General features: G+C 44.3%; 26 protein-coding genes. 14 read left to right on the forward strand and 12 right to left on the reverse strand.

Annotation, left to right across the window (positions count from 1 at the left end; translation table 11 throughout):
* Positions 1-190: 190 nt before the first annotated feature.
* Entirely contained in the window at positions 191-1,219 is a 1,029-nt protein-coding gene (locus E2R66_RS22720; protein WP_133235128.1) for a hypothetical protein, read from the forward strand.
* A 386-nt stretch (positions 1,220-1,605) separates the two neighbouring features.
* Here E2R66_RS22720 and E2R66_RS22725 read toward each other — a convergent pair whose 3' ends face one another.
* The 8 genes from E2R66_RS22725 to E2R66_RS22760 all read right to left on the reverse strand — a co-directional run bounded on the left by E2R66_RS22725 (position 1,606) and on the right by E2R66_RS22760 (position 11,637).
* Entirely contained in the window at positions 1,606-4,986 is a 3,381-nt protein-coding gene (locus E2R66_RS22725) for a glycosyltransferase (protein ID WP_133235130.1), read from the reverse strand.
* Between the two features lie 53 nt (positions 4,987-5,039).
* Positions 5,040-5,201, reverse strand: a complete 162-nt coding sequence (locus tag E2R66_RS22730; RefSeq protein ID WP_133235132.1) for a FeoB-associated Cys-rich membrane protein — start codon at positions 5,199-5,201, stop codon at positions 5,040-5,042.
* A 66-nt stretch (positions 5,202-5,267) separates the two neighbouring features.
* Positions 5,268-6,461, reverse strand: coding sequence for a hypothetical protein (locus E2R66_RS22735; protein WP_133235134.1), 1,194 nt, complete (start codon positions 6,459-6,461; stop codon positions 5,268-5,270).
* Between the two features lie 231 nt (positions 6,462-6,692).
* The gene (locus tag E2R66_RS22740; RefSeq protein ID WP_133235136.1) at positions 6,693-7,016 is read right to left on the reverse strand and encodes a GIY-YIG nuclease family protein; all 324 of its coding nucleotides are present in this window, start codon (positions 7,014-7,016) and stop codon (positions 6,693-6,695) included.
* A 334-nt stretch (positions 7,017-7,350) separates the two neighbouring features.
* Complete coding sequence (locus E2R66_RS22745) at positions 7,351-8,181, reverse strand: type 1 glutamine amidotransferase (RefSeq protein WP_133235138.1); 831 nt, start codon at positions 8,179-8,181, stop codon at positions 7,351-7,353.
* Positions 8,182-8,275: 94 nt separating this feature from the next.
* Entirely contained in the window at positions 8,276-9,373 is a 1,098-nt protein-coding gene (locus tag E2R66_RS22750) for a carboxylate-amine ligase (RefSeq protein WP_133235140.1), read from the reverse strand.
* A gap of 401 nt (positions 9,374-9,774) precedes the next feature.
* Positions 9,775-10,830 carry an ATP-grasp domain-containing protein gene (locus tag E2R66_RS22755; RefSeq protein ID WP_133235142.1) on the reverse strand — a complete coding sequence of 352 codons (1,056 nt, stop codon included), beginning with the start codon at positions 10,828-10,830 and terminating at the stop codon, positions 9,775-9,777.
* A 99-nt stretch (positions 10,831-10,929) separates the two neighbouring features.
* A complete protein-coding gene (locus E2R66_RS22760; protein ID WP_133235144.1) occupies positions 10,930-11,637 on the reverse strand; it encodes an esterase family protein in 708 nt (235 codons plus the stop codon).
* A gap of 158 nt (positions 11,638-11,795) precedes the next feature.
* On the opposite strand from E2R66_RS22760, the gene E2R66_RS22765 reads away from it, so the two are divergent.
* Complete coding sequence (locus tag E2R66_RS22765) at positions 11,796-12,581, forward strand: alpha/beta hydrolase (RefSeq protein WP_240049461.1); 786 nt, start codon at positions 11,796-11,798, stop codon at positions 12,579-12,581.
* Positions 12,582-12,678: 97 nt separating this feature from the next.
* Positions 12,679-12,840: a hypothetical protein gene (locus E2R66_RS28510; protein ID WP_158288486.1), complete on the forward strand. Its 162-nt coding sequence runs from the start codon at positions 12,679-12,681 to the stop codon at positions 12,838-12,840.
* Here the strand turns inward: E2R66_RS28510 and E2R66_RS22770 are convergent, their stop codons facing one another.
* Entirely contained in the window at positions 12,841-13,299 is a 459-nt protein-coding gene (locus E2R66_RS22770; RefSeq protein ID WP_133235148.1) for a DUF6934 family protein, read from the reverse strand.
* A 141-nt stretch (positions 13,300-13,440) separates the two neighbouring features.
* Between E2R66_RS22770 and E2R66_RS22775 the strand changes: the two genes are divergently transcribed.
* The 10 genes from E2R66_RS22775 to E2R66_RS22820 all read left to right on the forward strand — a co-directional run bounded on the left by E2R66_RS22775 (position 13,441) and on the right by E2R66_RS22820 (position 22,429).
* Positions 13,441-13,905, forward strand: a complete 465-nt coding sequence (locus E2R66_RS22775; protein WP_133235150.1) for a hypothetical protein — start codon at positions 13,441-13,443, stop codon at positions 13,903-13,905.
* Between the two features lie 86 nt (positions 13,906-13,991).
* Complete coding sequence (locus tag E2R66_RS22780) at positions 13,992-14,609, forward strand: TetR/AcrR family transcriptional regulator (RefSeq protein ID WP_133235152.1); 618 nt, start codon at positions 13,992-13,994, stop codon at positions 14,607-14,609.
* 90 nt (positions 14,610-14,699) lie between these two features.
* Complete coding sequence (locus E2R66_RS22785; protein WP_133235154.1) at positions 14,700-15,467, forward strand: hypothetical protein; 768 nt, start codon at positions 14,700-14,702, stop codon at positions 15,465-15,467.
* A gap of 244 nt (positions 15,468-15,711) precedes the next feature.
* A complete protein-coding gene (gene typA / locus E2R66_RS22790; protein ID WP_133235156.1) occupies positions 15,712-17,523 on the forward strand; it encodes a translational GTPase TypA in 1,812 nt (603 codons plus the stop codon).
* A gap of 172 nt (positions 17,524-17,695) precedes the next feature.
* Positions 17,696-19,015 carry a flippase gene (locus E2R66_RS22795; RefSeq protein WP_133235158.1) on the forward strand — a complete coding sequence of 440 codons (1,320 nt, stop codon included), beginning with the start codon at positions 17,696-17,698 and terminating at the stop codon, positions 19,013-19,015.
* Positions 19,012-19,665, forward strand: coding sequence for a class I SAM-dependent methyltransferase (locus tag E2R66_RS22800; protein WP_133235160.1), 654 nt, complete (start codon positions 19,012-19,014; stop codon positions 19,663-19,665). Before E2R66_RS22795 ends, E2R66_RS22800 begins: the two co-directional genes overlap by 4 nt.
* A gap of 1 nt (position 19,666) precedes the next feature.
* Entirely contained in the window at positions 19,667-20,440 is a 774-nt protein-coding gene (locus E2R66_RS22805) for a class I SAM-dependent methyltransferase (protein WP_133235162.1), read from the forward strand.
* A 116-nt stretch (positions 20,441-20,556) separates the two neighbouring features.
* Entirely contained in the window at positions 20,557-20,946 is a 390-nt protein-coding gene (locus E2R66_RS22810; RefSeq protein WP_133235164.1) for a GxxExxY protein, read from the forward strand.
* 78 nt (positions 20,947-21,024) lie between these two features.
* Positions 21,025-21,945 carry a glycosyltransferase gene (locus E2R66_RS22815; RefSeq protein WP_133235166.1) on the forward strand — a complete coding sequence of 307 codons (921 nt, stop codon included), beginning with the start codon at positions 21,025-21,027 and terminating at the stop codon, positions 21,943-21,945.
* 241 nt (positions 21,946-22,186) lie between these two features.
* Positions 22,187-22,429 carry a hypothetical protein gene (locus tag E2R66_RS22820; RefSeq protein WP_133235168.1) on the forward strand — a complete coding sequence of 81 codons (243 nt, stop codon included), beginning with the start codon at positions 22,187-22,189 and terminating at the stop codon, positions 22,427-22,429.
* Between the two features lie 30 nt (positions 22,430-22,459).
* On the opposite strand, the gene E2R66_RS22825 is transcribed toward E2R66_RS22820, so the two are convergent.
* Positions 22,460-23,431, reverse strand: a complete 972-nt coding sequence (locus E2R66_RS22825; RefSeq protein ID WP_133235170.1) for a hypothetical protein — start codon at positions 23,429-23,431, stop codon at positions 22,460-22,462.
* A 120-nt stretch (positions 23,432-23,551) separates the two neighbouring features.
* On the opposite strand from E2R66_RS22825, the gene E2R66_RS22830 reads away from it, so the two are divergent.
* Positions 23,552-24,520: a WG repeat-containing protein gene (locus E2R66_RS22830; protein ID WP_133235172.1), complete on the forward strand. Its 969-nt coding sequence runs from the start codon at positions 23,552-23,554 to the stop codon at positions 24,518-24,520.
* Positions 24,521-24,523: 3 nt separating this feature from the next.
* Here the strand turns inward: E2R66_RS22830 and recO are convergent, their stop codons facing one another.
* Together recO and E2R66_RS22840 are read right to left on the reverse strand one after the other, a co-directional pair.
* Positions 24,524-25,249, reverse strand: a complete 726-nt coding sequence (gene recO / locus E2R66_RS22835) for a DNA repair protein RecO (protein ID WP_133235174.1) — start codon at positions 25,247-25,249, stop codon at positions 24,524-24,526.
* Complete coding sequence (locus E2R66_RS22840; protein WP_133235176.1) at positions 25,239-25,607, reverse strand: diacylglycerol kinase family protein; 369 nt, start codon at positions 25,605-25,607, stop codon at positions 25,239-25,241. Before E2R66_RS22840 ends, recO begins: the two co-directional genes overlap by 11 nt.
* Positions 25,608-25,625 lie beyond the last annotated feature (18 nt).

The following is a 25,625-nucleotide window of genomic DNA, read 5'->3' on the forward strand; positions in this document are numbered from 1 at the left end:
CACATAATAATTCACATAAACGCGAAAAATTCTTTTTAATTTAAAAATTACTTTATATTTAGCCTACTAAAAACAACCTAAAAGCCCTTATTATGAGAGAACCAGTTTTAACTAAGAGCCCCCCTCTAAGCCATTCCTTCGAATACGAGTTTAAACTGATTAAGTCTTAATGTTATACTTCAAATAAAACATGGAAGGAATTGGACTTAATCGGCTTCAAACTTGGAGCGTAAAAAACCCTAAAAGCTGTACTTTAATAGGTCTTTTTATAATGGCGTTAGGGCTGTTATGCGATCACTTTAGCAAAGATACCCATTCAACAGTTTGGTTTTTGATATCGCATTTGTTTGTGATTTTTGGAGAAGTGATAACAGTTACTTTTTTTCTCCATACATTCATTGATCAACAACAACACGAGCATTTTAAACAATTACTTGAAAATGTTAGTCAAGAAAGTAAAAAAGAACTTGCACAAGAGGCGAAATTTCTGGGTGAAGAATTTAATAAATTGATTGGTCAGTTGCGTGAACAGGCGGAAATAACGATAACTGAAATCAACGGCAATTTATTCGAGGCTATACTCAAAGGCAGAATGCCGCACCAGATAGTTGATGCCGTCATTGAAAGCAATTTCTTTAAAACAGATTTATTCCGCAGAGATTTGAAATTATCTTTTGACGTTGTTTCAATAAAAGATAATGAATTAACTCTATTGCAGAGAACCGAATTTGAAATCGAATATATATATGGCGAGACAATGGAGTTTGAGTATAATATGCCCATATCAATTAGTAATACCCCACTCGGGATGTATGAATTGAAGGAGATTGGTTTTAAAAAAAATGCCGGCGATCGCTGGAAAACTCGAAAAATTGGGGAAGGTATTGTATTAAATGGGGAAGACTTTCTATTGGAAAGACCTATTACGCTTCAAAAAAATCAAAAAGTATTAGTATTTCAGGATTTAATAGCAAAGTACAAGATAGGAAACGGAATCGTCGACAACTACTTTGCAAACCACCATACTGTAAATACTATTATTGAAGTTAATAATTTGCCGTATGAATATGAATTTAAACTTTATCCGACATTCCCGTCAAATAATGATATGAGTGAGCCAGATAGGACCGGCACGAAAATTTCTTATAACGCCATTAAATTTTTAGTGCCTGGTCAAGGTTTTGGTTTTAGTATTTCGAAAAACATTAGCCCCTCCTAATATGTTAACCATTTTGTTATTATCATAAATAGTTGTAATTTTGTACCTTTTAAAAACGAAGCCATGCCAATAGGAAATTAATTAAAAACACTCAAAGAACACTTTACTTTACATCTGCGTAAAATGGGTTTTTGAAGAAAATCTGTAGATGGTATTTTATACGACATTTAATTGGTGTCTGGCCGATATAATTGTCGCATCACTACGACTCCTTCTAAACTTTTAGAATGGAATAATCAAGACCCTGACAAACGGGTCTTTTTTTATGTTAGTTTATTTTCGTCAGCCCTTCCATAACCACAAAGAATCGAACAGTCCCCCACAGCTGTGGGGAGCGTGAGTTAAATGGGCGAACAATAGGAAAGTCGTAATACTGATTCGCCTACCTACTTCGTCCCTACGTTTGGCTCCTCGCTCTCCAAATCTTCTTTTTTGATGCTTACGTTGCCGGTACGTTTCAGTACGCCCCAGCCGCTCAGCTCGCCTTTGAGAGCCTTGCGGATGGCTTTGAACAGGATGTAGTACATCAGTTGTCGCCAGATGAAACGCTGCGGGATAATGTACACCAGCTTTTTATAGCTTTCCTTTTCCATCTTGAACGCGATGATGGCCACCAGGAAATCTACCAGCACGAACACCACGTAATAGATGAGTATCTTCTCCGGCTTATCGCCCAGCAAACCGAATATCATCATCAGATCGGCCAGTGGCGAAAACAATGGCAGCAGTATCTGGAAGATGAGGATATTAGGCATACCCACCATGCCAAAGAATTTGTACTTTTTATTGAAGAGTGCATCGCGGTTTTTCCAGAAGCTTTGTATTACGCCAAAACTCCAGCGGAAGCGTTGTTTCAGCAACATGTTGAGCGATTCGGGCGCTTCGGTGTACGCCACGGCCTCGGCACTGTTCTTTACAATGTAGCCCGCCTTCAGTATGCGCATGGTAAGGTCGCAGTCTTCGGCCAGGGTATCGTAAGTAAAGCCGCCCGCTTTGGCTATTGCCTCTTTGCTAAACGCGCCAATGGCACCGGGCACCACGGTAATGCTATTGATCAGGTCGAACGCACGGCGATCCATATTCTGGGCCGTGATGTATTCTATCGATTGCCAGCGGGTGATAATGTTGATCTCGTTGGCCACTTTAACCGTACCGGCTACCGCGCCAATTTCGGCATCGGTAAAGTAGCTCATCAGTTGGTAAATGGCATCGCTACGCAGCTGGGTATCGGCATCTATACAAACCACATAATCGTATTTGGCCTGCGCTATACCGAAGTTTAATGCCGAGGCCTTGCCGCCGTTGGGTTTGGTTAAAACACGCACCAGCGGATGGTTATCATAAGCGGCCTTTACCACCTCATATGTGTTATCCTTAGAGCCATCGTCTATAAACAGCACCTCGAAGTTGTGGTACTCCAGCTTCAGCAGGCTTTCGATAGTTGCGGCGGCGGTTACCTCTTCGTTATACGCAGGTACAATTATGCTTACGGCGGGAAGGGGACTGGTAGGCGCAACCCGTTCCTTTTTATCGCCCATAAATTGGCGCACGGCCAAAACGCCTATCAAAACAATGCGCCCGAGGGCAAGAAAAATGGCCGACAGGAACAGGTAAAAGATAAACTTGTTGCCTAAAAAGAAGCCTACGATAACTACATCGTAAAAGCGCCCCCAAACGGTTTTGTCGTCTGAAGTGGGCATGGGCATTAGGTCGTCCTTGGTTTTATCCAACACATCGGCAATGGTGGTAAACTGGTAGCCATGCGCTTTAAAGTAGTGGATAATTTCGGGCAGTGCCTTCACGGTTTCTTCTCGGGTATCGCCGCCGGCATCGTGCAGTAATATCATCGAGCCATTGTCCTTTTGCCTGATGGTGCGGGCTACGATGCTATCTGCGGTAACGCCGGGCTGCCAGTCCCATGGGTCGATAGACTCGCCTATGGTAATATAGCTTTGGCGGCGGCTCTCGGCCACGGGAATAACCTCGGCGAGAGTTTGCGGCTCGGCATCGGCATTAAACGGCGGGCGGAACAATATGGTGCTACGCCCGGTAACCGATTCGATCAATTTACGGGTGGCGTTCAGCTCCAGGTTTACCCTGTCTATACTAATGGTAGAAATATCGGGGTGAAAGAACGTATGGTTACCAATTTCGTACCCTTCATCATATATCCTTTTCAGAAGGGGGATATTCTTTTCAGCCATGGAACCAACAATAAAGAAAGATGCAGGCACTTTTTCGCGTTTAAGGATATCCAGGATGCGTGGTGTAAAATCAGGGTCGGGACCATCATCGAACGTGAGCACTACTTTGCCCTTCTTTAAACCATACCTGCGTATCACGTATTTAGATGGTAGCTTGATGTAAGTTTGATTGGTGATGGTGAAATTTTTCGGATCCATCGTTACCGCTATCTTGCCGGTATCGGGCGTGGTGATCAAATCCAATACCTCGCCGCCGTCTCCCGCGTAATCTATTTTATCGTTAAGGCCTACGGTATTGAAGTGTTTGATATCGATGCCTGTTTTGCGCAAAGAATCTATCGAGAGGTTCTTTTGGAAGAACGACCACAGGCGCGGATCCTCGGCACCTAAACGCCAAAGGGCAACCCCACCGGTAGACCAGTCATCGGCCATGCGGATAATGTTGAAATTAGTAACCGCATCGGCAAAGTAAACGATGTGGTTAAAGCCATCGTTGCCCAGGTAATTGAAATGCAAGTTGGCCGATACCGGATCGAACTTAATGGTTGCCTTTTTTTGCTTGGCTGTACTAATGGCCTGCTGGTATCCTGCAGCCACACCTATGCTGTTCTCGGGCCAATCGAAGCCGCCCCCGGCTATAGCAAAAATCACTTTTTCGCTGGGAATGATAGAGCAAACCTCATCCAATATCTCTTCTGCCCAATGCTGGTTGCTTATTTCGCCCGAGTTACTACCATCGTAATGCTGGTCTATGGCCATCACAAAGATGAAATCATTGATATGCTGCAGGCGTTTCAGGTCATAAGCCTCATCCTCGGGCACTATATTTTGTGTTACCAGCAAATCATTTGCATGCAGGGTGGTATAAAGTTCATTTTGGAAAGCGATGTAGTTTTTACTATTGCGGTCCTTCACATCGTCCAGATCCACATTCACGCCCTGAAACTTATAAAACTTAAGCTTATCTACAATGCTATTGATAAATGCCGTGCGGATCTTTTTATTACTGATAATGTGCTCTACCTCTTCAACATCGTACCCACCTTTAATATTATCGTAATTATTTAGCGTTACCAGTATTTGCTTTTTGTACTTTTTATTGAGGTTGATCAGCCCGGTATCTATCTGCACTTTAAGCGAATCGGACTTTTGGCTAAAGCCGAACCCTTCGGTAACCACCATATCCAGCCGGTTCATATATAGCTGCAGCGAGTTATAAGCCTGCGGTTCCCAGGGCCGGTAAAAGGCAGCGTTTATACGGTTAGCATTGTTGGGGTGCTTTAGCTGGTGCAGATGGCGGGCACGGGTAATTTGCTCTATTACAGCTTTTTCTACCTTAAAATCTTTAAAACGCTTAGATTTTTTAAGCGCCTCGAGGTCTTCTTTAGATATCTTTTTAGGGGCCGGATCCAGATTGGGCAGCAAAGGATATTCTTTAGATGTAATGGTAACCGCAGCTGCAACCGCGCCGAACAAAATGATTACCAAAAAAATGCGGCTGATCCATTTGAAGCGGTTCCACCTGCCGGGATCATCAGCCTGAAAGACCTGTTTGTTGGACATGAAAAGTATTTAAAACGATTAGGTTATGGTAGGGCAAAAAATACGCAACAACACTATTTAGCCTGTTTTTGCGGCTCGATGGCAGAAAAATCTACCCCGCATTTACAGTTACTGCCGCAGCTTTTTTTTGCAGTTACGGTATTATACAACATACGGGCCACATAAAAAACGGCTGCAATAAATAATATTACTATAATAATTGCCTGGATGTTCATGGCTGCAAAATTAATACATTTATATATACGTACAGACTATTAAAAAAGTATAAAGTTTATTAACGCTTACTTGTGCATAAATGCCACCGTGCCACCCACCCAATCAAAATCTTTATTATAACGTACGCCTATCATTTTGCCACGGCTTAAGCGTGCTAGGTTTATGGCAAGGGTTGGTTGCGCATCGCCATCGGGCCAAAGGTAAAGCAGTCGTATCTCTACTTTTACGCCGCCATCGGGTGCTTGCAGTACGGGCTCGTAGCTTACCTTTTCCTGTAATATCCAGTTCTCGGGGTCGGGTATTTTGGCGATGTCGCCGTCAGTAACATCAATGATGACGCCTTGGCCTGCAAAGCTGAATAAGGGCTTCAGCACATAATTCTGCAAATCCTCAGGTACCGTTTTCAGTTCGTGCAAAAACTGCGTCTTAGGAATGCACTCACCCTGCAAAAATGGCATGGTAAACTTGCTGACGCGGTAGAACCAGTTAGGATGCGTAATCCACTCCACATCCAGCGGCTGCCGGATATCGACCACCTTGCTGAATATTTCCGGGTCGCCCTCAATTTCGTCGAATATCAAGCGGTTATAGATGCGTTTGATGCGCTTCTTTTCTTCACCCTGCATATAAAATAGCTGGTTACCTTCCTGTATCAAATCTTCCAGCGAAACTACCGGCGTGCCGATGTATCGCTCGGTGATATAAAAATCAACTGCGGTTTTTTGTTTGGGCGCGTTCACATCCATCAGTACCACTTCATGGGGCTGGTAAGGGCCGAGGATGGTTTTTTTGAGCAGGGCGAGGTAGCCCGACTTATCCAAACCATTGAAATAAATGCTTTGGTTGCCGGGGATATGGAAAGTATGCCGGTAGTTTTCGCCCAAATGCACCTGGAAACCATACAAGGATGGGAAGCCCTGCAGTTCTATCAGTTTGGGTACGATGTTGCCTGCATCATCTTTACAAACCCCAAAATCCAGCGCGATGAAATGCGGGTGATCGTTTTCGTTGGCTACGCGCCATTTATCGGGTATGGAACGCTCGGTTAATTCTTTGAAATCTGGCTGTAATATCTTATCCACTATCTCCTGCCCTGCCTGCAGCAGCTTGTCCCTAAAATCGTCCGTTAAAAAAACGGGCGTTTCTGCAATGCGGAACTCGATAGGATTTTTGAGCCCATCGTTCAGCGATAATAAAAACTCCGCGTACTTCTCTTCGGTAAAGTTTTGGTTATAGGTGGTTCTGATAGATGGGTTCATGGTGATTTGTTTTTCTTTTAACCTCTCCTTGTCATCCTGAGGAACGAAGGATCTATTAACGAACTGTGCATCGTCGCTTTGCTTTGTGACTATTCAGATGCTTCGCTATCGCTTAACATGACAGGGCTTTTTTATTTTTAATCTTGAGGAACGAAGAATCTGCTAATCAGTTAAGCATTGCCGCTTTGCAAATCGGTGAATAGATGCTTCGTTCCTCAGCATGACAAATCTTTATCCGGTAAACACCGGTGGCCAATCCATAATCTCGCTATTTAAGAAATTCCAATTCCGGTTTTCTTCTTCTATCAATTTTATCTTTTTCGCCCTCAACCAGCCCTTTATTTCTTTCTCGCGCTCAATAGCGTGATTTATATATTGATGCCGTTCGTATAAGACTAAATAAAAACACTTGTATTTGGCCGTAAAACTATCCGACTGCCCTTTGCCCAAATAATGCTCATACAATCTTCTTTCCAAATCATTGGTAACACCTGTATATAATACTGTTTTGGTATAATTGGTTAAAATGTATGTATAAAAATTATATTGTCGCATTTGCACGTTTATTACTTTGTGGCGACTTAGATGCTTCGCTTTCGCTCAGCATGACAAAGGTTTGCAATTCTTGTTGTATCCTGTTCTTTCCTCTGCATGACAGACGCCATTAGTTTCTCCTTGTCATCCTGAGGAACGAAGGATCTATTGGCCACTGTGTAGAGCCGATTTGCTTTGTGGTTATTAGATGCTTCGTGCCTCAGCATAACAAACGGGATTATTTTTCTCGTTGTCATCCTGAGGAACGAAGGATCTATTGGCCACTGTGCAGGGCCGGTTTACTTTGTGGCGATCAGATGCTTCGTTCCTCAGCATGACAAACTGTATAATGTTTTTACGCTTCTAATCTTTCTACGCCCAATATCGCCGCATCCAAAAAATTGGGGATGATGGTGCTTTGGGTGTGTGCTATCTTGTCCGGGTCGTCCAGCCTGCGCAGCATTTCTTTGTACTTGGTTTCGCCGTGCTCGTTAATAACCTCTTCCTTTTTTTCAGGGCGCAGCAGCATGGTTTTAATACCCTGCGGGTCGGCCTCGGGGTGGAACTGCGTGGCTATAAAATACGCGTTAAAGCGTATGGCCATCATAGCCTGGGGCAAGTGGACGTGTGGGCGTTCTTTTTCCAACGCAAGCAAGGTCATGCCCAATTCTTCAAACCGGGCCATATCGGGGTTTATTACCTGCCAACTGCGCGAGTCTACGGTGTAGAAGGGATCGTACAGGTTCTCGAAAACCTGGTCCTGCTTGCCCTCACCCGTTAAATGCACCGGTAATATACCGAATGATGGTGAGCGGCGCAAGCCAATCTCCCCCAGGCCGTATTTGCGGCACATCAACTGAAAGGAATGGCACACAAAAAACACATGTTTCTTATTGGGACTATCGCTTTGGTTATGCGCCTCCAGTTTATCAATCAGGCTGAAATATTTCTTCTCCCACTCGGTGCCTTCGCTGTCTATCGGGCTGCCAGGGCCACCGCTGGATATATATGCATCAAAGTTAAGGCCCGGTACCTGCGCCTTTCGGCGCACATCAAAAACCTGATAAGTTAAATTAAGGCCGTGCTTAGCCTTGTAGCGCTCCAGTATCTCCCGGAAACCCCGCATCCCCTCATTCGCAATGCCATCGTATAAATCTAATATGGCAATCTTTATTTCCGGTTTCATAAGCCCCCTCTAAATCTCCCCCGGTAGGGGAGACTTTTTTGTTTTTACTTTAAATATCTTAAGCCCTCCCTACCGGGGAGGGTTTGGGTGGGGCCTATATCCCCTTCAATGTTTGCGATGTAATGTAATCTACCACGTCTTCAAAGTTATTGTTTTGGTTGTAAACAGCCAACTGCCTGTCGGCGCCGGTACCGTGCTCCAGTATTTTATGCACGTACTGGAGATCGTCGCGGCAGCCCAGGTCATCCACCACATCATCAATAAAATCAAGCAGTTCCAATATCAGTGCGCGGGTGTTTACTTCCAGTTCCTTGCCAAAATCTATCATTTTACCGTCGATACCATAACGCGCGGCACGCCATTTATTTTCGTTGATAAGCGCGCGGTTGTAGGTGATAAACTTCATGTTGCTCAAGCGGAGTTTATAGAGCTTGGCACAAATGCACTGGAACAGCGCTACAAAAACCATGGTCTCATCTATCAGCATCGGGCAATCGCACACGCGGAATTCGATGGTTTCGAAAAAGGGGTGCACGCGCAAATCCCACCATATTTTTTTGGCGTTATCAATACAATTGGTTTTTACCAGCAGCTTTACGTAATTGTCGTAATCTTCAATGCTGGCGAAATAATCGGGGATGCCCGTCCTCGGGAATTTATCAAACACTTTGGTACGAAACGATTTATAACCTGTATTCCTCCCCTCCCAAAACGGCGAATTGGTAGATAGTGCATACACATGCGGCAGAAAATACCTTGCCTGGTTGGCAATGTGTATAGCCATATCGCGCGATTGGATACCCACATGCACATGCAGCCCAAAGATGAGGTTAGAGCGGGCTGCTTCCTGCAGTTCGTCTACGATATCGAAATACCTCGGGTGATCGGTTATAAGCTGGTGCTGCCAGTGCGAAAAGGGGTGCGTACCTGCTGCGCCAATGCGCAGGCCAATATCGCCTGCCAACTGGGCCACCGTGCCGCGCAATTTGCCCACCTCCTTGCGCGCCTCATCGGTATTACGGCAAATGTGGGTACCCACCTCCACAACCGCCTGGTGCATCTCGGCCTTTACCTGATCCTCGTGTATCTTCTGCGCCGCATCTACTATTTTCTGCTCATGCGATTTTAGCTCCCTGCTCACAGGGTCAACCACCATAAATTCTTCTTCAACGCCTAAGGTGAATTTGTTCATAATTGGTTAGGGGTTTGGTTACCTATAATTTGGTTTCTTCTCTGTTCTTTCAATCCCGGGCGTTCCCGCTTACCAACGGGCGGGCTTTCCTCGTGTTCCGTCCCTTAAAAGGAAAGGCAATTAAGCAGTACTGCCGCTTCTTTGCCGTTGGTTTCAACCAACGGGATAGAGGAGTTATCCTCATGCTCCGTCCCTTAAAAGGGGTGGCAATTACGCAGTGTGGCCGTTTCATTGCCGTTGGTTTCAACCAACGGGCGGGCATTCCTCGAGTTCCGTCCCTTAAAAGGGACGGCAATTAAGCAGTATTGCCGCTCATTGCCCTTTGGTTTCAACCAACGGAAGAGAGTTGTATCACCATAGCGATGGGTTTTAAACCCATCGCTATGGTGATACATTATTTCTTATTTCTTCGCCGCCTTTTTCGGAGCCGCCGCTTTCTTCGGCTTCGGCTCCTCTATGGTTGCAACAGTAACGTCTTCCGCCTTAGCTGCTTTGGCGGCCGCTACCAACGGTTTACCGTTTACACCGGTGCGCACATATTCGCCCCAGGTAAGGTTGTCGCGGTCGTCTTTTTGAGCTTTGGCGCGCTCAATAGCGTAGCTTGCTGCGGTTTCTACCACCCATTCAAAGTTATCCTGGCCAACGCTGGTTACTTCGGCATCGGGCGCTGGGTTGCAGAAGTCTATCGCATAAGGGATGCCATCGCGTACGGCAAACTCTACCGTATTGAAATCGTATCCCAGGTATTGGTTCAGTTGTAAAACGTATTTGGTAATGGTATCCAGCAGGGCTTTTGCGGCCGGTGCTTTACCGTGTTCGTAACGCAGGTGATGCGGGTTGCGGGGCTCGTATTGCATAATGCGCACATGTTTGCCGCCAATGCAATAACAACGGAAGTAATCATCAAAAATAATTTCTTCCTGCAGCAGCATTACCAGCTGTTTGGTTTGTGCGAATTTCTCCCAAAGGTCTTCCTTGTCGCTAATTTTGTAAACATCGCGCCAGCCGCCACCGTCGAAGGGTTTCATATACGCCGGGAAGCCAACGTAGTCAAATATCGCATCCCAATCCAGCGGGAAGGCCAGGTTACGGAAGGAGCGGTCGGTAGTACTGTCCGGGTGGTCTTTAGAGGGTAGCAGCACAGTTTTGGGTACCGGTACGCCAAGCTTTACAGCGAGGGCATTGTTAAAAAATTTCTCATCGGCGCTCCACCAGAAGGGGTTATTGATAACTGCTGTGCCGGTAATAGCGGCGTTTTTGAGCGATGCGCGATAAAAGGGCACATCCTGCGAAATACGGTCGACAATTACAGAATAGCCCAGCGGCTCGCCCTGCAGCATTTTATCAATGCGTACAAATTCTGCAGAGATATTTTTCTCTGCCTTTTCGTTTATCTTATCTACAAATGCCTGCGGAAATGAATTTTCCTGTCCGAATAAGATGCCTATTTTTTTCATGTTGGTAGTATGTAGTTAAAATCCTAAAATCTAATTTCTAAATCCTAAAAGGCAAGGTAAAGTTATTCTTCCTAACCTCTAGTCTCCAGCCTCTAATCTCTACTTTATCGTGCTCAAATAATGCGGAAACATCTCCCGCCAAATCGGCCAATCGTGGTTAGCAAAAGGGCGTATATCCAGCCAGTGGTTAACGTTCTTCGCCTTCAATATATTCGACATTTCGATGTTATACCCTTTGCACATATCATGTTCAGATGTGCCTAAAATAATGTTCATCCGCCAAAGCCATTCGTTATTGCTGCCCGGCACAAAATCAACGGGGTTGTTGTAATAAACGTTATCATCGTGGTGTCCATCGGTAAACATCTTGATATCGAAGGCGCCGCCCATGGTAAACAGGTGAGCAACTTTTTCTGGGTGCTTAAAGGCAAAGTTTGCTGCATGGTAGCCGCCAAAGCTGCAACCGGCTACGGCAACGCGGCCCACACCTGTTTCGTGCTGCGCCCATGGAACCAATTCGTCGGTCAGCATCTTATCGTACCATGCGTAATTGCGGGTGCGGTCGGCGGCGTGTATGCCTTTATCGTACCAGCTGCGGTCGTCGATAGTATCGGGGCAGTAGATCTTTACCAGGCCTTCATCCACAAACCAGCGCGCAGCATCTATCAGCCCAAAATCTTTATTCTGGTGGAACCGACCTTTGGTGGTGGGGAACAGAATGACGGGGTAACCCCGGTCGCCAAACACCAGCATTTCCAGGTCGAGATTCAGGTTGGGCGAATGCCAGCGGTGGTATTGTTCTATCAAGGCAGTACGTTTAAGAATGGTAAGTTAGCAGTATAGTGCGTAAATGTCAACAGCGCGCCAAATAATTCTGTTTTAGCTAATTTAATAAAATCATAGCCGTACTTTTGTTCCCTTTATTTTATTAATTTGACATGTACACGTTTAGTACAACTATTGCAATGGCCATAACTACACAGGAACTCCTCATCAAATCAACCGTACTCGAACGCGAAGTTACCTGTACCCTGTTATTGCCCGATAACGCCGGGATAGAACCCCTGCACCTTTTGTTACTAAACGATGGGCAGGAACTGGAAAACCTGAAGCTTATAGATACTTTAGAAAACCTTTACGACCGCAATTGCTTGAGGCCGGTCCTCACCGTTGCTATACACGCCGGCGAGGACCGCATACAGGAATATGGCATTGCCGGCAAACCCGATTATAAAAACCGCGGTAGCAAAGCCGATTTGTACACGCAGTTTATCACCGCAGAATTATTGCCCGAGATACACAAAGTCACCGACATCGACCATTTCGAAAGTACCGCATTCGCAGGATTTTCGCTGGGTGGCCTAACGGCGATGGATATTGCCTGGAACCACCCGGAGCTGTTTGATAAAGTGGGCGCTTTCTCCGCCTCTTTTTGGTGGAGGAGCAAGGACCTGACCAAAGGCTACACCGAAGCCGACCGTATTATGCACAGCCAGCTAAAAAACAGCGATGCTAAACCGGCATTAAAGTTCTGGCTGCAAACCGGTACCAAAGACGAAACCGCCGACAGGAATAAAAACGGCATCATCGATTCTATAGACGATACCATCGATATTATCAAAGAGCTGGAAAAGAAGGGCTACACCCGCCCTGCGGATATCCAATACCTGGAAGTAGTAGGCGGCAGCCACGATACCGAAACCTGGGGCAAAGCCATACCTAAGTTTTTGCAATGGGCGTTTGGGAAATAGGGAATGATTTGTGCAGGTTATATTTTAATAGTGATGCTTGTAAATATATCCTGCAAATTTTCGTTATATTTGTTATAAGGCTATAACACTCATTCAAATGAAAGAGCAAACAAAAGACAAACAGCAGCTTATTAAAGAGAAGTTTGGTATTAAACTAATACTAAATGATGAACTTAACAAGTATTCAGGGCCGGAGTATGCACCAGAAAAGCTAAAAAAGATCGAGCAAAGGTTTGCTAAACAACCTACTCATAAGTAATCATTTCTTTCCGATGAGAAAGCCTGAATAATAATATTTGCTTTTATCGTAGGGTTCAAATTCGCCTTGGTTTGCATGGTTCAACTTCCCATAAATATTAAAAGTTTCTATAAGGTCCTCGTATCCGTAGTTGATTGCCCGCTGATATAACAACGTTCTTCTATAGTCGCTACCTGTTATATACACATCGTATCCGGGGTGCTCCTCCATAAAAACATAAACAATAATGGCTACTGTAGCTAAAAGCTTATTACGGTCGCCGTTATTTGTGGTACTTTCATAATCAAAACTATTGTCAGGCAAAAGCGTGCCTAAAGCCAAATTGTAGGTATTGCCTCTCGATTGCAGCTTATCAAACCTTACAATTTTAGTCAAATTTCCATGCCTACCCTGGCTAACGAATGTGAAACTCAAATAATCGGCGGCGGTTTGTATTTCGGTATAACGTTCCTCGTTCATTATGGTAAAACTAATTAAAGGGCGTTACAAGAATAGCGGATAAGATTTTATTTGTAGACAAGTGGGCCACAAAAATTATTATGTGTTACCTTTCAAGTTTGCCGGTAAAATCTTTTAGCCCCTCATTCGTCTGCGTAATATATGTACAACCTAATTCTTCCGCTGCATTCGCTGGTGCGCTGGCTGGTGCTTATCAGCTTGCTGGCGGCTATCTTCCGCTCTTACCAGGGCTGGCTGGGCCGAAAGGCGTATAGTAAATTTGATGAGCGGCTAAGAGTCGTCACCGTTACCATTTTACACATCCAGTTTGTATTGGGCCTTTGGCTATACGCTATCAGCCCCATAACAACCTGGTTCATCCATCATTTTAGCGAAGGGGTGCGCATGCGCGAAATCCGTTTCTTCGGAATGGAGCATATTACCATGATGACAATTGCCGTGATGCTCATTACCATCGGGGCTTCAAAAGCAAAGCGGCAAATTGGCGACGTTAATAAATTCCGTACACAGGCTATCTGGTTTACCATCGGTTTGCTGGTCATTTTAAGTTCTATCCCATGGGCGTTTTCCCCGTTGGTACACAGGCCCTGGTTGAGGGCTTTTTAACCGGCTGATCCATGGATAATTGAGGTTTTAAAAATACTATTTGTTTTTTTGAACAATGTTCATTTTATTTGCACGCAGATAAGCAAATGAGCACCGCCGACCGTAAAGTAAAAGAGAAGGAACAGTTAAAGACGCTGATATTAGACAGCGCCAGAAAACTGTTTGTGGAAAAAGGCGTAGCGCAAACTACCATCCGCAGCATTGCGCAGCACATTGATTACAGTGTGGGCACGGTGTACGTTTATTTTAAAGATAAGAACGCCATCCTCAACGAACTGCATACCCAAGGATTTGCACAGTTAAGCAGTTTTTTTGAAGTACCGCGGCATGTGGAAGACCCCATGGAGCGCCTGATAGCCATGGGGCGGCTATACATCAAATTCGCTTTGGAAAACCCCGACATGTACGAATTGATGTTCACCTTAAAAGCGCCCATGGACGTATTGAGTGCTGCCGACGAGGAGGAATGGAAGGAAGGAACCAATGCTTTTGCATTTTTAAAATCTACCGTAGAACAGTGCATCAGTCAGCAGCATTTTAAAGGGCACCAGCCCGAACCACTTACCTTTATGATCTGGAGCCTGGTACATGGCATGTGCAGCCTGCACATCAGCAACCGCACTACTGGCGTTCGCCTGCAAAATGCCGAACATATTGTAGCAGCCGGGTTTGAAGAGTTTGTAACGATCTTAAAGAAAGAATAGCTATTTTTTTGCCTTTTTAATGAACATAGTTCAAATATTAAACAATGATTAATTCATCAATAAAACTTATAACAAATTAAAATTAAAACCATGAACGCATTTTTAACAACTTTAAAATTAAGGAACGAACCGATGTTCTATTTCGGATTAGTATGCCTGCTTAGCGCCCTGATTTTTTTATTGGCAGCAGGTTTTAGCCGGGTGCAGATTACCGGCACCAATGCCTGGTTTAAACCTACCAAGTTTGCCCTGTCTATCGGCGTTTTATGCTGGACCATGGGCTGGTTGATGTATGATCTTAACCTTCCGCGCCAGGTAAGTATTTATAATTGGGTTACCATTATCCTCTTAGGGTTCGAACTGGTTTATATCGCCTTGCAGGCAGCGCGCGGGCAGCTATCGCACTTTAACCACAGCACGCCCTTGTATGCGGCTCTTTACGCTTTTATGGGCCTTGCAGCTACGGCAGTTACCCTGCATACTGCATATATCGGAATCTTGTTCTGCACACGGTCGTTCCCGCAACTGCCAGATTATTACCTGCTCAGTATCCGGCTGGGTATCTTCTTGTTCGTTATCTTCGCACTGGAGGGTGCGGTAATGGGTGCCCGGAACGCCCACACCATAGACGGGCCGGATGGTAGCGGCGGCCTCCCCTTCCTCAACTGGAGCCGCCGGTTTGGCGATCCGCGCATTGCCCACTTCATCGGCATGCACGCCTTGCAGTTACTACCCCTGCTGGCCTTTTACCTGCTTAAAGATGTAAAGCTTACGTGGTTCGCGGCCCTCGTGTATGGCGCAATAGCGGTTTTAGTGCTTGCGCAGGCATTAAACGGGAGGCCGTTGGTGAGGGGTTGATGCGGCCAGTAGCTAACGCAGTGGTAACAAACGCCATACCCATAAAAACAACAAAATCTTTTGACGATATACAATAAAATCACTGTCAATAACTTTGATTTTTGATAATCAAACCGTTAATCATCCACATCCACCTATGTTACCCAACAATTAACTCTCCATCAAACAATTGTAAAAAGCATTACGTACTTTCAATTGCGGTTTATTAACCGTATCTTTGCGCCAAATTTAGAAGGGCATTTTCATGCAAAAAATAAGAAATATAGCGATCATCGCACACGTTGACCACGGTAAAACCACATTGGTTGACAAGATTTTACACAGCTGCGCCATCTTCCGCGAAGGACAAGAGACAGGCGAACTGATCTTAGACAACAATGACCTGGAGCGCGAGCGTGGTATCACCATCGTATCGAAAAACGTTTCGGTTATGTACAAAGATGTTAAGATCAACATCATCGATACCCCTGGTCACGCCGACTTTGGCGGCGAGGTTGAACGTGTATTGAAAATGGCTGATGGTGTTTTATTATTATGCGATGCATTTGAAGGCGCTATGCCTCAAACCCGCTTTGTAACCCAAAAGGCTTTGGCTTTAGGCCTTAAACCTATTGTGGTTGTAAACAAAGTGGATAAAGAAAACTGCCGCCCCGAAGAAGTTTACGAACAGATATTTGAATTGTTCTTCAACCTTGAAGCTACCGAAGACCAACTGGATTTCCCGGTTATCTACGGTTCATCTAAACAAGGCTGGATGAGCACCGACTATAAAAAACCTACAGAAGATATCTTCCCGTTGATGGATGCAATTTTGGCAAACATCCCGCCCGCACCAATCAACGAAGGTACTTTACAAATGCAGATCACCTCGTTAGATTACTCATCTTTCGTAGGCCGTATAGCCATTGGCCGTGTTGCCCGTGGTACCATTAAAGAAAACATGCCGGTATCGTTGGTAAAACGCGATGGCAAAATTGTTAAAACCCGCATTAAAGAGCTTTACACTTTCGAAGGTTTGGGTAAAGTAAAAGCCACATCGGTAGCGGCGGGCGATATTTGCGCTGTTGTGGGTATTGAAGGTTTCGACATTGGCGATACCATTGCCGATTTTGAAAACCCGGAACAACTGGCTGTTATTAAAATCGACGAGCCTACCATGAACATGTTGTTCACTATCAACACCTCTCCTTTCTTCGGTAAAGAAGGTAAATTTGTAACATCACGCCACCTGCGAGATCGTTTGTACAAAGAGATGGAGAAAAACCTGGCACTGAAGATCGTTGAGACAGAGTCTCCGGATTCGTACCTTGTTTATGGCCGTGGTATCCTTCATTTATCAGTACTCATCGAGACCATGCGTCGCGAAGGTTACGAGTTGCAGGTAGGTCAGCCACAGGTTATCGTTAAAGAAATTGACGGTGTTAAATGCGAGCCGGTTGAAACCCTAATTGTTGATGTACCGGGCGAAGTTGCAGGTAAGGTTATCGAGCTGGTTACCCAGCGCAAAGGCGACTTGCTTATTATGGAGCCCAAAGGCGATTTACAACACTTAGAGTTCGATATCCCTGCACGTGGTATCATCGGCTTACGTAACAACGTATTAACCGCAACAGGTGGCGAGGCTATTATGGCTCACCGTTTTAAAGCATACGAGCCTTGGAAGGGTGTTATCCCAGGTCGTTTAAATGGTGTATTGGTATCTATGGATACCGGTAAAACTACCGCTTTCGCTATTGATAAACTGCAGGATCGTGGCCGTTTCTTTATCGATCCGGGTGTTGATATTTACGAAGGACAGGTACTGGGCGAGCACATACGCGATAACGATTTGGTTATCAACTTAACCAAAGGCAAGCAGTTAACCAACATGCGTGCATCTGGTAGCGATACCAACGTGCGTATTGCACCTGCCATCAAATTCTCGTTGGAAGAATCGATGGAATACATCCAGGCCGACGAATACATTGAGGTAACCCCACAAAGTATCCGTATGCGTAAGATCTACCTGAACGAGAACGAACGCAGAATTAACGCTAAAAAATTCCAGGCTCAGTAATTGGGGAATGGTTAATGGTGAGTAGTTGATTAGGTTGACTATTTATTATATAGACACAGAAGAGGCCGTCAGCGATGATGGCCTCTTCGTTTTATAATCATTTGCCAAATACCCACCAATCAACCACTCACCTAATTAACCATTCACCTAAAACATTACCTTTGCGCAAACTATGCGTATACCCGCCATTAAAGGATTCGATCAGCAGGCTCTTGAAAAGTATTTTAAAAATACGGGGCTATCGTTTATTGGCAAGGTGGGCAGCATGGTTATCAAAATGGGTATAACCGTTTTGGTGGCCCGTTACTTAAGTAAAGACCGGCTGGGTATCATCACCGGCGGCGTTACCTATGTTTACCTCTTTTCGGCATTGGCCACCTTAGGGCTCGATCAGTTTGTGGTGAAAGAACTTCACCAGTTTCCAGAGAACCGCGATAAAATCCTGGGCACCTCTTTTTGGATGCGGATAGCCTCCGGGCTTTTAAGCATCCCGCTCATTTGGCTCGCCTACCAGGCCTACCCTGCTAAAGGCACTCCGTATAGTTATATTTTCGTTTTTTCGCTGATAGGCATTACACAGGCCTTTAATATTATTGATGCGTACTTTCAATCGCAGGTACAATCTAAATACATTATGCAGGTGCAGGTGGTGGGTAACTTGCTCTCGGGCATTATTAAACTATTGCTCATTTATCTGCAAATGCCACTTGCTGCTTTTGTGTATGCCTATGCCTTCGATTTTCTGCTCATCGCCACAGGTTATTTTTTTACCTACCAACGCAAAGGCCGCAGTATTTTTACCTGGCGTTATAATGGGCAGCTGGCAGCCAAACTTCTTAGCCATTCCTGGCCGCTCATTATATCGGGTGTGATGGTTTCGCTGTATATGAAGATAGATCAGCTCATGATCCAAAACATATCGGGCACGGCCGAGGCTGGTGCTTACGCCACTGTTGCCACTTTAAGCGAGGCCTGGAACTTTGTACCAACTGTAATTGTAACCACCTTGTTTCCTGCCATATTAAATGCCCGCCGGGATGATCTGGAACGCTACAAAAAACGCATCCAAAACCTCTACGATTTGATGGTGTACCTAAGCCTGCCTGCGGCTGTTATCATCACCTTTGCTTCTCCCCTTATTTATAAGATCCTTTACACGCACGAATTTGCTTACGCAGCCCCGGCGCTATCGGTGCATATATGGTCGGGCGTGTTTGTTTTTTTGGGAGCGGCCAACAGCCAGTACCTGATAGCCGAGGGTTATACTAAACTTACTTTTATACGCACCGGCTTTGGTGCTATTGTAAATATTGTACTTAACCTCATCCTGATACCCAAAATGGGCATGATGGGTGCCGCCATAGCCACTCTTGTAGCGTATGCTGCTTCCGCATTCTTTGTTTTACTTATCCCCAAAACCACAAAACAGGGCGTTATGATGTTAAAGTCATTATTGCTAATTTCACTGTTTCAAAAAATCACAAAGCGTTGAGCACATTATCATCACTCATAAAAGTTTTAACCAATCCGGCGCATTTACGCGCACTGTTGTCTTTCAATACAAAAGGTTACCTGGCCGACATCGGCTGGTTTAAGGCATTCGATAGCAAATCACCTGTAGATGCTAATGGCAAGCCTATCCCCTGGGTAACTTACTCTTTTATTGATTTTATAAAAGAACGCCTCACCAAACAGCATAGCGTGTTTGAATTCGGATCGGGCAATTCAACCTTCTTTTATGCCAAATATGCTGGTAAGGTGGTTTCTGTTGAGCACGATAAAGCGTGGTTGGATAAAATCAACAAATCCGATAAGAAAACCAAAAATTCGGAAATGATTTACTGTGAGTTGCAACGCGACGGCGATTATTGTCGTATGCCGCTTAAACTCGATCAAAAATTTGATATCATTATTGTAGACGGGCGCGACAGGGTAAACTGCTGCAAACAAGCTATAGACGCGCTTACGCCATCAGGCGTAGTGGTGCTTGATGATTCGGAACGCGAATCGTACAAAGAGGGTGTATCGTTTTTACTGAAGGCGGGCTTTAAACACTTACCATTTAGTGGTATTTCGCCGGGTTTGTTCTACCTCAAATCAACATCAGTATTTTATAAAGCCGATAACTGCCTGGGAATTTAATATGGCCGAAGACAAATTAAGCGGCAACGTAAAAACCGCGTACGACGAATTTTACCAAAAGCACGATGAGGCCTGGCGCATGCTGGGCGCCAAATATAAAGCGCAGCGCATTATTGATGTTTGCAAGGGCCACTCCTTTGCCAAAGTGCTGGAAGTTGGCGCAGGCGATGGTAGCATACTGAAGTATCTTTCTGATCAAAATTTTGCACCCGAGTACCATGCCGTAGAAATATCCGATAGCGGTGTGCGGCACATACAATCGCGCAATATAAAAGGGTTAAAAACCGTGCAGGAGTTCGACGGCTATAAATTGCCGTTTGCCGACAACACTTTTGACCTCATCATCCTCTCGCACGTATTAGAGCACGTAGAGCACGAACGCCTTTTGCTGCGCGAGATGAAGCGCGTGTCCACCCATTTTATGATTGAAGTCCCATTGGACTATAGAGCCGGTGTAGACAAACGCATCAAGCACTTTTTGGCTTACGGGCATATCAATATGTACACACCCACCAGCCTGCGCTATTTGTTACTTACAGAAGGGTACGAGGTGGAGAAAGACCTCACATCGATGATTGAACCTGAAGTAACCAAATTCAATACTTACATCAACCAAAAGAAACCAAAGAGTCTAATAACCAATATCAAAATAGCTACTGAATACTATATAAAGAATGCATTGCGTAAATTTGGTGGCGAAAAGGCTACAGAAAAGTACGCCAATGCCTATACAGTACTTTGTAAAAAGACCGATAAGCAAACGGACATATTTTAATCAATCAGGCATTTGTTGTTATCTAACCACAAAGAACACAAAGGGAAAACCACAAAGAGCACAAAGATTTTATAAACCTATTGTTGAATTGAGCAGGCAATTTACGGTGATTAAAAATGTCAGAAAACGAACTTTCTAAAATTGTAATCGGAATCGCAATTGACGTACACAATGTATTAGGGCCGGGGTTATTAGAAAGCGCCTACAAAGAGTGTCTGTATTATAAACTAATCAAGTCCGGTCTGTATGTCGAGAAAGAAAAACCTTTGCCAATTATATTTGAAGAGGTAAGGCTTGATTGTGGCTATCGCCTTGATTTATTAATCGATAATAAATTAGTAATCGAAATAAAAAGCGTGGAAGCTTTAAACGATATTCATATGGCGCAAACATTGACCTATCTTAAACTTGGGAAATATAAACTTGGCCTGCTAATTAACTTTAATGTGATAATGTTAAGGGATGGTATAAAAAGAGTTATAAACGGTTCCCTCCAAAATATATAAATCTTAATTGCCAACATGCCAATCTTTGTGAACTTTGTGAAACCTTTGCGCCCTTTGTGGTTAAAAAAATCCTGTTAAGTGCCACACCCTGCCCCCATAGCGCTATTTGTTTATAACCGGCCCGATCATACCCGCCGAACCATCAGTTATTTGCAAAAGAATTTGCTGGCGCAGGAATCGCGCTTGTTTATTTTTAGCGATGGTGCAAAAACCGATGCCGATAAAGCAAGTGTAGAACAGGTAAGGCAATTGGCGAACGAGACAACCGGTTTCAAAGCCGTAAAAGTGATAGCGCGGGAGCGCAACCTCGGGCTTGCCGATTCGATCATAGCGGGCGTTACACAACTGGTGGCCGAGTACGGCAAGGTAATCGTATTTGAGGATGATTTGCTGTCATCCCCGCATACCCTGCAATACTTCAACGATGGGCTGGCACGATACACCGATGACCCGAAGGTGATGCACCTGAGCGCTTATATGTTCGACTTGAAAGACAAAACCCTGCCCGAAACGTTTTTCTTTCGTGCGGCGTTCAGCTGGGGATGGGCCACCTGGGCCCGTGCCTGGAACCACTTTGAACCCGATGTTGATAAACTGATACAACAGTTCGACAAAAAAAAGATAGACGAGTTTTCTATTAACCATACCATGAATTTTTGGAAACAGGTGTTGGATTTTAAGGCCGGGAAAAACAACTCCTGGGCTATCCGTTGGTATGCATCTGTATTTTTGAATGGAGGACTAACGCTTAATCCGGCCCATTCGCTGGTACACAATATAGGGCACGATGGCAGCGGCACGCACTCTAACATAGAAAACACCTACCGGGTACAAATAGCACAAAAACGCGTTAAATACTTTCCTGATATTATCAAAGAAGATAAAAAAGCTTATGAGGCTATAAAATACTTCCTCAAAAATCGCAAAGGCAGTCTCTTAAACCGGGCAATACACTTCCTGAAACAGCTAAAAGGCAGATACTTGCATAAAAAGACCTAATATTGGTCAATATGTTAATATTGATGATTATGTTAATAAAAAAATATGCTTAAATATTAGTCTGCTAAATCCATAGACATTATATTTGCACATTATTAAACCTATTATAAACCACTTGTTCTTTATGATTTAATAATAAGATCAGTAAAAAGCAAAAAAAGGAGAGGGCCGAAAGTTCTCTCTTTTTTGTTTTTAGAAACATGCGGCGGCATTTGGTGTTAACCTTAGAAACAGCTAAACCATGATTGACGAGAAAGACACCACCCCCGCAGATAAAGACGGCAAATACGAGTTTATGATTCATTACTCGGGCCGCGAACTGCCCTGTACTGTACTAAAGGAGCAGGATAAATTTATTGTTTATATAGAAGACAATATCACGTCAGAGCTTACGCTGGGCCCGGATGGCACCTTGATGCAAACCGGTGGAACAGATTTGGCCGATTCGGCTGTGGAGTTTATTAAGAAACGAATTTTAGGTTAGTCCTAATACCAGTACACGATAGCTACACGATCATCGTGCAGCTATCGTGTTTTTCCTGCGGGATACGCCAGTTACATGCAACGCAATCAAGCTGGCGTGCTTCATTCCAAGCGTTTGCCCGGGAACCTTAAACACATACCTTTTTAAATAGTCATTCATGATAGCTGTCGACTTGCTGATATAGTTATCCCTATACCTCCCTTCGGGGAAAGCCGTCATCGGTTTATCGTAATACATTTTGCCTTCCTTATCTATATATACTGTAAATGAGTAGTTGAAATCGTCGGACGCTTGGTTGATCACAATATCGTATTGCGGGTTCATATAATCATCAGAAGTATTGTAGTTATTCAAAACAAAATCGGGGACTGTTTTTTCTTTCACCACTGTAACTATGGGGCTCTTGCTTATCAGTTGTACGGGCTGTTGCGCCGCAAAATATTCCTTCATATCGGCATTGGCTTTGGCTACCAGGCCCATGACAAACAGGGTATCCTGTGTTTTATACCGCTGTAAAATAGCAGCGGTGGTGTGCAGCTTACCAGTAATATAATTATCGGCGTAAAACTTCATATAAATTTTGGTGCCGTTAATATTCAGCGAATCGTTTTTAGCCAATAGGAGTTCAAACACCAGGCTATCCTTGCTCATTTTCCGCATTTTTAAATACGATTGATTGGTGTTGATGACAGAGTCGTACCCGAGCGCCAGAGGAAAATTGAGGAATGCTTTCTTTATCGGGCTAAACAGCGCCACCGAGTCGTCAGACACGAAACGCATCCGCCAATCGGGGTTTAAGTGATAACCATATTCATTGAAGGATAACCCATTTTGCTGTACACGCGATACTTCGGTATAAGTTATGCCCTCTATAGATTTAAAAGAGATACGTTTCTTATTGGCTTTATGAGTAGGGTTATTATCGCAGCCCGCAAACGCCAATAGCGCACCAATTGAATGCACCAAAACAAAATTTTTAAGCAATAATTTTCTCTTAGACATACTTTTTATTCTGCCATAAAGATAATAATAGAATTTAATTATGAAACATCTAATTGCCCGCCCGCCTAAGAACCTGGTATAATTATAATTACGTAGCTTTATCGCTATACAAGTTTAAAGTTGAAACTCCTTTTTTTCTGTATTGGTTTTTTACTGGTGAATTGTTGTTTTGCGCAAAGCAGCCAGCCTATACCTGCCTATCCGCTTAAAATCCCTACGGCTGAATATTTCGCGCGAAATTTTGCATATGCAAATGACTCAATTGCCCCGGTTGGCAACAACGGCCATTTTCAATATTTAAATATCCATACCAATAAGGCAGTTTTCAATAAGGTTTTTGAAGAGGCATATCCATTCTCAAGGGGGCATGCATTGGTTAAATACGCCAATAAATATGGTGTTATCGACCGCAATGGCGAATACGCTGTTCAACCAAAATTCGTGCACTTTTCTTTCTATACAGGTATCGGCACAAATACTACCGTAGGTTTTGATACAATTGCTACGCCTGGCCTTACTAATATGGTTTACTTCGATTTTGATGAAGGCAGGCTGGTAGAAGAAATAGGCGGGCATATGTACGAGCCTATAGCAGGGGATATTTTCGACTACGAGCAGGCGGGTAAATATGGCTTGATTTTTAAAGACGGCAGCAAGACGTTGCCGATTTACGATTCTATCCTTGTCAGGACGCAGTATATGGTATTACTGAAAAAGGGCGGGAAAATTGGGGCGATAAGCTCAGGCAAGAAAACAATTGCCCCTTTTGTATTTACAGAAGCTGTAATTGAACATTGGGATGGATATAGTGGCTCTATAGCCTATGCTTTAAAAAAACAAAGGCATTGGTATTACTTTGATTCGGGCAAAGGATTATTTAAAAATAAGCACCGGCCTGTTTCTACTCATTATAAGTTCTCAATCGTTAAAATAGGCAAAGGGCTTAATTATGTAGATGAGCATGGAAAATTGCTGCTCCGCAAACCGTATAAATGGCTATCGGAATTAGGTTATATGGGGATAAACGAAAAAGATGAAATCGTGCTTTTTGATAAACAAAGGCGTGGGTACGGATATTACACACCTTAACTCCTATCCCAAAACCTCCTCCAATACCTCGTGCGATTTGATGTAGCCAAAACCCTCAACGTGCAGGGCATAGTATTCCAGCAGTTTATTGATCAGGTAGCGGCGCTCGTCGTTACTGAGTTTGAGGTGTGCCAGGTCGGCGAAGTTGCTTTGGAGCAAGGCCATAAAGTTTTGGGTATGCGGTGGTGAAAGGTACGACAAGCTATCGGGCCTGTAATTGCTAAAAACGCCGTTCTTCATATCGAAATAGCTTGCATTTACGGCATTCTCGCTGTGCGGGTAAAAACCAAGGTAGCGGGTTAGCTGCACCAAAAACACCAGGTGAAAATTGGCGAGCCCTTGGGTAGCATTATCCAGCCATTCTATAGCGTGGAAGATAAAATCGAAGCTGTTTTCATCGGGCGTTTGTTGTTTAACGGCCTTGTAAAGCACCTCGTTCAAAAACATGGCAATGCAGCTTTTGATGATATCATAAGGCATACTAAGCAGTACAGGCGAATTTTTTAGCTCGGCTATCCGCTGTATATTGCCGGCCGGTTTGTGGTACACCACCATATCTACCAAATGCAATGGCTGTAGCATATTGCGGCTTATTTTGGCCTTGGGCTTTTTTACGCCGTTGATGAGGTATGATTGCAGCCCGAACTTTTCGGTAAATATCTGTACTACCACGCTACTCTCGCTGTAATCGGTAGTTTTGAATACAATGCCGCGGGTTTTATGCAGCATGGACCAGCAGAGTTAAAATTTTGGGCAGGAAGATAATGGCGCCTGTAGCCGCCGCAAAAATGGCCACTATTAAAACGGCTGCGGCACTTACGTCCTTTACATGCCCGGCAAGTTTATTATATCCGGGCGAAGTCAGATCGGTAAGTAATTCGATTGCGGTGTTCAAAAGTTCCATAAGCAACACCATGGCAATGCATAGCAGCACCCATTTCCATTCGCCGGCATCTATTCGGAGGTAAAACCCGGCGGCTATTGCTGCAAGCGCAGCAAATACATGCACCCTGAAGTTTACCTGCGTAGTAAAAGCATAATGCAGGCCTTTAAAGGCAAAGCCAAAACCGCGGATAAACTTCTTCATCAACTGTTAAGATACGAA

This window comes from Mucilaginibacter psychrotolerans, assembly GCF_004519315.1.
GTDB classification, from domain to species: domain Bacteria; phylum Bacteroidota; class Bacteroidia; order Sphingobacteriales; family Sphingobacteriaceae; genus Mucilaginibacter; species Mucilaginibacter psychrotolerans.